This is a genomic window from Sulfuricaulis sp. (assembly GCF_049587675.1).
Taxonomy (GTDB): domain Bacteria; phylum Pseudomonadota; class Gammaproteobacteria; order Acidiferrobacterales; family Sulfurifustaceae; genus Sulfuricaulis.
Map to the genome: position 1 here is coordinate 1 of NZ_JBAVEJ010000285.1, position 4472 is coordinate 4472.

At 57.1% G+C, this 4472-nt stretch carries 3 protein-coding genes; all 3 read left to right on the plus strand.

What is annotated here, in order from left to right:
* The coding region (locus tag WB402_RS14575; RefSeq protein WP_424209103.1) for a YjbH domain-containing protein at positions 1-1203 on the plus strand (1203 nt) is incomplete at its 5' end.
* Between the two features lie 189 nt (positions 1204-1392).
* On the plus strand, positions 1393-4137 hold the full coding sequence (locus WB402_RS14580) for an SLBB domain-containing protein (RefSeq protein ID WP_424209105.1): 2745 nt from the start codon (positions 1393-1395) through the stop codon (positions 4135-4137).
* A 118-nt stretch (positions 4138-4255) separates the two neighbouring features.
* Positions 4256-4472 (plus strand): Wzz/FepE/Etk N-terminal domain-containing protein (locus WB402_RS14585; protein WP_424209107.1); only part of this gene is annotated, 217 nt, incomplete at its 3' end.

Here is a 4472-nt window from a genome sequence, read left to right on the forward strand (position 1 = left end):
CTCATCAGTCGCGCCATAGGGCGTGCCGCCCGAACGGCGTTACTGCTCACGCCGGCAGAAACCAAAACGATCAAGATTACCTACACATTAAATGATCTGCCTTTGCAGACCTACACGATTGACGATACTGCTTTGCTGCGACGTTATATCGCTGGCGAAGTATCCTGGGATGTGGCGCGCGATCATGTCACCGTTGAATATACCGGACCAACGCCTCGTGAAATGCAGAAAGGCCTGGATGTACTGCCGCGCCGGGACGAAGAAGAAAGACCGGCCACGCAGAGCGCAAGCGAAGAGGGCGGCAACGTTCTGGAAATCCGCCGGCAAGACAGCTCGTTGTCGAAATTTACCGTCGCGCCGTTTAATTTGCGGGTTTATTTCGTGGACCCCAGTGGAGCCGCGAGTTACGACACATTCGCCTTGTTTGGTTACACCCAGCATTTGGGTGACGGGTTGTTTTTCGAAGGCGCCGCTCGCCTGAAACTGCTCGAAAATGTCAGCGATATCACCCAACCGTCGCCAAGCGTCCTTCCGCATGTCCGCACGGACATTAACCTATATCGGCAGGAGGGCGATGCGGCAAAGCTGAACTCGCTGCTGTTGAACAAATACTTCAAGCCCGGGCAATTCGTGTATGGGCGGGTTTCGGCCGGCTACTACGAGGAAATGTTTGCCGGAACCGGTGGGCAGATTTTGTATCTGTCGGAACAACGCCATTGGGCGTTCGATCTTTCCATGGACTGGCTCAAGCAGCGCGACCCGGAAAAAAGTGTCGGCTTTCGGGATTACAGCGTGGTGACTACCGTGGGATCGATCCACTACCGGTTTCCCAAATACGGCATCACCACCACAGCGCGTGTCGGCCGTTTCCTGGCGAAAGACGAAGGCGTGCGTTTTGAGATCAAGCGGCGGTTCCGGTCCGGTATCGAGACAGGCATCTGGTTCACGCACACGAACGAAAATGACATGACCCGGCCGAATCGCGAGGGCGACAATTTCCGCGATAAGGGGTTATTCATCTCGGTTCCGTTGAGCTCGATGCTGACGAAGGATACCCAACAGCGTTCCAATCTCGCGATCGCTGAGGCCACCCGGGACGTGGGCCAGATGGTCGAATCCCCGGGCGATCTGTACCGTATGGTGGAGCGTCCTCTCATGCTGGATAACGGCGAGTACAACCCCCTGACCGATTTTGCAAAATAGCGCCAGGGACGCGGTTTGGGTCTGATAGGGTCGGGTGCGGATGGTCAATCGGTAGCAATATGCCTTTTTTTGCACTCCTAAAGTGCGCTGGCGTGTGGCTTGTCATGCCTTGCAACCGACCGGTAATATGCCTGCAGCAGTCGCCGTATCGGTACAGAGGTTAGAATCAAAAAGTTATATGAGGGTGGTATGAAAATTCCGTTGTATCGCTGGGGCCTGTTTCTCCTGTCCTTCCTGATTTCGCTTGCCCCGGCGTCCTACTCTGCCGCGCCGGCGCCCACCCAGGAACAGTGGCAACAGTTTCAGCAAATGTCACCGGCCGAGCGCGAAACACTACTGCGTTCCTTGAAACGCGAAGCGCAAACGCGTTCCTCCAAGGGCAATGGAGTCGCCCCGACAGGCAAGGCCGCGCCCGGCGTTTCCGAGGCGCCTGGACCACAAGCAGATGAATCCACGGCGATCACGGTGGTCGAGCCAGGCGCTCTGCAACCGCCCCGACTCAAGGCCGGTGACACTGTTCTTATCCGATTTTCGCGCGACCTGCTCGCACCTTTGGACACGTCCACACCGGAAAATGTATCTCCAAAGATTTATATCCCGGAGCAAAAACTGTTCGTGCTCGATCAGTTTGGGGCGATTACGCTGGAGAAGACCGGCCGGATCATCCTCAAGGGCCTGAACGAACTCGAGGCGGCAGAGCGCATCGGGGCAGAGCCAACATTCAAAGGGTGGCAGGTGACGGTGAAGCTGCTGCCGGTGGAAGAGCCGCTGAAACCGTTCGGTTATGATTTGTTCACGGGCAACGCCAAAACATTCGCGCCGGGAACGGATATCCCGATTCCAGCGGACTATATCGTCGGGCCCAGCGACACCGTGCTGGTACAGCTGTTCGGCAAGGAGAACGCACAGCACGAGCTGGTCATCACTCGCGACGGAGATATCCTTTTCCCCGGCATCGGGCCCATCCAGGTCGCCGGCCTTACGTTCGCGCAGATGGAACGGCAAATTCAAAACCACGTCCAGAAGCAATTCATCGGAATGAAGGCCTCGGTGACGCTGGGCCAGTTGCGGTCGATTCGAGTATTCGTGCTGGGTGATGCGGAACGGCCCGGTTCCTATATCGTGAGCGGCCTGTCCACCTTGACGAATGCACTGCTGACCAGCGGCGGAGTCAAGCGCATCGGGAGTCTGCGCGACATTCAACTCAAGCGCAAAGGCAAGATCGTCTCTCGTATGGATCTGTACGATCTGTTATTGCGGGGCGATAACAGAGCGGATGCACGTCTGCAATCCGGCGACGTTATTTTCATTCCGCCCATCGGTAAAACGGCCGGTATCGCTGGTCGTGTGCGTCGTCCCGCGATTTACGAGTTGAAAGACGAAAAAACCGTCAACAATTTGATTACCATGGCGGGCGGTCTTGCGCCCGATGCCTATCCGCAAGGAGCGAAGATCGAGCGCATCATGGAGAACCACGAGCGTTCCCTGCTCGGTGTGGATCTGACTCGTGAAGACGTGAAAAATACCGAGCTGCGCGATGGCGACGTCGTCAAGATCTATTCGGTGCTCGATCAATTAAGAGGTGTCGTCAAATTAGCGGGTCAAGTTCAGCGGCCGGGCGAGTATCAGTGGAAACCGGAGATGCGCCTGACCCAGCTTATTCCATCGGTGTCCGATCTTATGCCGCAGGCGGACGCCCGCTACCTGCTCATCAAACGCGAGGACGCGCTGGATCATTCCATCACCTTTCTCGATACGGACCTGATCGCGGCGCTGGAAAAACCGGAAAGCGAGACCAATGTCCTGTTGCAGCCACGCGACGAGGTTCATGCCTTTGACGTGCGCGCCGATCGCGAAACCTTGATCAGGCCTTTGCTCGAGCAGGCCAGAGCGCGCTCCGCGCCGGACAAGCCGGTAAGCGAGGTCGTGATCGAAGGCGTGGTGCATCATCCCGGCCGGTATCCATTGTCTTCTGATATGAAGATCAGCAATCTGCTGCGGGCCGCCGGCGGACTCACCGACCGCGCCTACACATTGGAGGCCGAGCTGACGCGGTTTTCCGTCGTTGACGGCAAGGAACGGGAGCAATCACGGCAGGTCGTGGATATCGCGGCCGTGCTGAAAAACGAGCAGCAGAAGGACATAACCCTGAAGCCGCACGACCAGCTCGTCATCCGGCGCATCCCGAAGTGGGGTGATGAGGGTGTGATCGAGATCGCTGGTGAGGTCAAATTTCCCGGAAGATACCCCATCGCGCGCGATGAAAAGCTGAGCGATGTGATCAAACGCGCCGGCGGACTCACGGAACAGGCCTTTCCCGAAGGAGCGATATTCCTTCGCGAATTAGTACGCGTGCGCGAGCAGGAACATCTGGACCGGCTTGCCGCACAATTGGAGCGTGACCTGGCGATTCTCAGCGTGCAGGAGCCAGATATCGGTGTCAAAAAGGAAGCGGCTGTCGTGGAAGGCCAGGCGCTGCTTAGACAATTGCGCACGGTGAAGGCAGTCGGCCGGACGGTGATCAATCTGGACACTTTACTGCAAGGCCGCGAAAGTGACGATGTCACACTACAGACAGGGGACAGGCTCTATATTCCGCAGCGGCCACAGGAAGTGACCGTCCTTGGCGAGGTGTACTATCCTACCTCCCACCTCTACGACAGCAAACTCACTGTCAGTGACTATTTGAAGCGCAGTGGCGGTGTATCTGAGAAAGGCAACAAGAGTGCCATGTATGTGGTGCGGGCCGACGGATCGGTAAGCCCCCCAACCGGCTGGTTTGGCCACGAAGCCGAATTGGGCCCTGGGGATACCATTGTCGTGCCGTTAAAGGTTGATAGAGTCAGCGGCCTCAAGCTCTTCGGTGATGTCAGCACGATTCTGTTCCAGTTGGCGGTTACCGTTGCCGCGTTGGATGCAATCGGTGTGTTTTAACGCTTACTTACGAGCCGGCGCATTGCGCACGCATGATGATAGTCGCAGTCTAAGCGCACCCGCTGCCATTAAGCAGCACACAGATTACATCCATAACCAGCGAAACGATTAAATCTCGATGGCCAAAGAACAGCCGCCCACGCAAACACCGCCACCGCCGTATCCCGGCTATCCAGCTCCCTTCGTGGTCTACCCCCCGGAAGAGCCGATCAATTGGAGCGAATACTGGCGAGTGCTCGTCAAGAACCGCAAGCTCATCGGCATTATCACCGTCGCTAGCACTCTCATTGCGCTGCTCATTGCCTTTCTGCTGCCGCCGGTCTACAGGGCAGAAG

Excerpts from the sequence above, each read along its gene's own strand:
- WB402_RS14580 (WP_424209105.1), top strand. The coding sequence starts at position 1,393 with ATGAAAATTCCGTTGTATCGCTGGGGCCTGTTTCTCCTGTCCTTCCTG.